The 2,551-nt window shown below is 68.9% G+C and carries 2 protein-coding genes and 1 pseudogene; all 3 read right to left on the bottom strand.

What is annotated here, in order from left to right; translation table 11 throughout:
• A pseudogene (locus tag ACCD07_RS32215) lies at positions 1-633 on the bottom strand (flagellar hook-length control protein FliK); the annotation flags it as partial.
• Positions 634-668: 35 nt separating this feature from the next.
• Positions 669-1,109 (bottom strand): flagellar export protein FliJ, encoded by a 441-nt coding sequence (fliJ, locus tag ACCD07_RS32210; RefSeq protein ID WP_176654196.1) that lies wholly within the window; start codon positions 1,107-1,109, stop codon positions 669-671.
• 36 nt (positions 1,110-1,145) lie between these two features.
• Positions 1,146-2,528, bottom strand: a complete 1,383-nt coding sequence (fliI, locus tag ACCD07_RS32205; protein WP_413449685.1) for a flagellar protein export ATPase FliI — start codon at positions 2,526-2,528, stop codon at positions 1,146-1,148.
• Between the last annotated feature and the right edge of the window lie 23 nt (positions 2,529-2,551).

Raw genomic sequence — 2,551 nt, 5'->3', positions numbered from 1 at the left:
CCCCCCCCCCCCCCGGGCGGCATCGCTGGCTGCGGCGCTGCCGGCGGCGGCCAGCGCTGCCGCTGCTGTCTCGGCTGCTTCCGCAGCCAGGGCGGCGGAGCTGGCGGCGCCGGCGGTGGCCGAGGTTGTCGCGGTGGCGGCTGCGTCGGCGGTCACGGTGGCGGCCGGTGCGGCGGGCTGGTTGAATGCGGCCACCAGGGCCAGCATGTCCGCTACCGGATCGGCTTGCGCCGCGTCCTGGGCGTCGCTGGCGGCGGTGTCGCTGTCGCTGTCGGCCTTGGCGTCAGCGGTGGCGGTCTTGGCTGGGGCCGGAGCGGCGGCGGTGGCCGGTGCTTCGCTGCGGGCGCCCGGCTGGACGTCGTTGTTGTCGGGCGCGTCGGCCTGCTTGTTCTGCGGTGCGGCCGGTTTGGCCGGCGCGGCCTGCTTGGGCGCCGACGAGCGCGAGGCGGCCGGATGTTCCGGCGCCCTGGACGGGGCGTTGCTTGCGGCATTGGCCTGGCGCTGGTCCATCTCGCGCGACAGCGCCTGCTTGAACGCATTGTCCGCGCCGCCGGCATTCAGATTCAGGTTGACCTTGGGCGCGGCGACCGCGTTGGCGTTCAGCGTCGGAATTTGGAGGTTAGGGGTTTGCATGTTCGCGCCGTGTCGGTTAGTCGATCTGTCATAAATCAGCGTTTGTAATACGCCTGCCGTGCTGCGTGTTCGTCCATCTGCTTCTGGTCGCGCTTGTTTTCCACCTTCAGCGCTTCCGCCGCCGCCCTGTCGTTCAGGGTGGAGTAGGACATGCGCTTGCGCTCGGCGGCCTGCCAGGAGGCTTTTTCCTGGTCGCCGCGGTATTCCGCGTGCCGTATCATTTCCAGCTGGCCCTTGACCGCCACGTCCAGCTTTTCCATGAAAGCCTGGAAATTGCGATAAGCCATCGGCGTAATCCCGGCCGCCTGCGCCGCTTCGAAGCGTTTCGCGTACTCGTCGCGGTAGCCGACCAGCATCTGGTGCTTCTGTTTGGCATCGTCCACGGCCTTGAGCGCGGCACCCAGCCGCTTGGCGGCGTCGTCGGTTTCCCGGCGCGCCAGGTCCATCAGTGTTTCAAGTTGCGCTTTGGAAGCCATGATGAATCAATTATAGGTGGCTGTTGCCGGCGTCAATCAGTCGAACAGAGAGGTAAGTTGGCCCAAGCTCTCGCCCATGGTCACCTGTTCGGAGATTTGTTGCTGGAGAAAGTTTTCTATGCGGTCATGCAATTGGATCGCCTGGTCCAGCACCGGATCGCTGCCCGGCGCATAGGCGCCGACGCTGATCAGGTCGCGGCTGCGCTCGTAGCGCGAGAACAGCTGCTTCAGGTAGCGCGCCTTGGTCTGGTGCTCGGGCGAGGTGATCGAATGCATGGCCCGGCTGATCGATTGTTCGATGTCGATGGCGGGGTAGTGGCCGGCTTCCGCCAGGCGGCGGTTGAGCACGATGTGGCCGTCGAGAATCGCGCGCGCCGAGTCGGCGATAGGATCCTGCTGGTCGTCGCCCTCGGTCAGCACGGTGTAGAAGGCGGTGATCGAGCCGCCGCCCATCTCGCCGTTGCCGGCGCGTTCGACCAGGATAGGCAGCTTGGCGAACACCGACGGCGGATAGCCCTTGGTGGCCGGCGGTTCGCCGATGGCCAGCGCGATCTCGCGCTGGGCCATGGCGTAGCGGGTCAGCGAATCCATGATCAGCAGCACGTTCTGGCCCTTGTCGCGGAAGTGCTCGGCGATCGCCGTGGCGTAGGCCGCGCCCTGCAGGCGCATCAGCGGCGGCGTGTCGGCCGGGGCCGCCACGACGACGGAACGGGCCAGGCCTTCCTCGCCGAGGATCTGCTCGATGAATTCCTTGACTTCGCGGCCCCGTTCGCCGATCAGGCCGACCACGATGACGTCGGCCTCGGTGTAGCGCGCCATCATGCCCAGCAGCACCGACTTGCCGACGCCGGAGCCGGCGAACAGGCCCATGCGCTGGCCGCGGCCGACGGTCAGCATGGCGTTGATCGAGCGCACGCCGACGTCCAGCGTTTCGGTGATCGGCGCGCGGCCCAGCGGGTTGGCGGGACGGGTGTTGATCGGCGCGCTGTCGCTGGCATTCAGCGGGCCCAGGTTGTCCAGCGGGCGGCCGGCGCCGTCGAGCACGCGGCCCAGCAGTTCCGCGCCGACCGGCAGGTGGCGCGCGCGGTCGCTGGGGCGGCGGCGCGGATGGTTGACGGTGCCGGGGCGGGGGATCGCCGGCTCGACCGGGAACACGCGGGTGCCCGGCACCACGCCCTCGACGTCGCTTTGCGGCATCAGGAACAGCTTGTCGCCCTCGAAGCCGACCACTTCGGCCTCGATCTTGCCGCCGGACGGCAGCGGCACGGTGCAGGCGGCGCCGACGGCCAGGCGCAGGCCGACCGCCTCCATCACCAGCCCGGCCACGCGCGTGACGCGGCCCGACACCTGCATCGGCTCGACAAAGCCGACCAGCGCGGTGCAGTCGTTCAGATAGGATTTCCAGCGGCCCGCGTGCAGGGCGGTGGTGGGGGCGGCAGGGA

Origin of the sequence: Duganella sp. Dugasp56, from assembly GCF_047304105.1 — a bacterium.
In the GTDB taxonomy this organism is placed as follows: domain Bacteria; phylum Pseudomonadota; class Gammaproteobacteria; order Burkholderiales; family Burkholderiaceae_D; genus Rugamonas; species Rugamonas hordei.
This window is presented reverse-complemented; position numbering and strand designations above follow the sequence as displayed.

Excerpts from the sequence above, each read along its gene's own strand:
- fliJ (WP_176654196.1), bottom strand. The coding sequence starts at position 1,109 with ATGGCTTCCAAAGCGCAACTTGAAACACTGATGGACCTGGCGCGCCGG.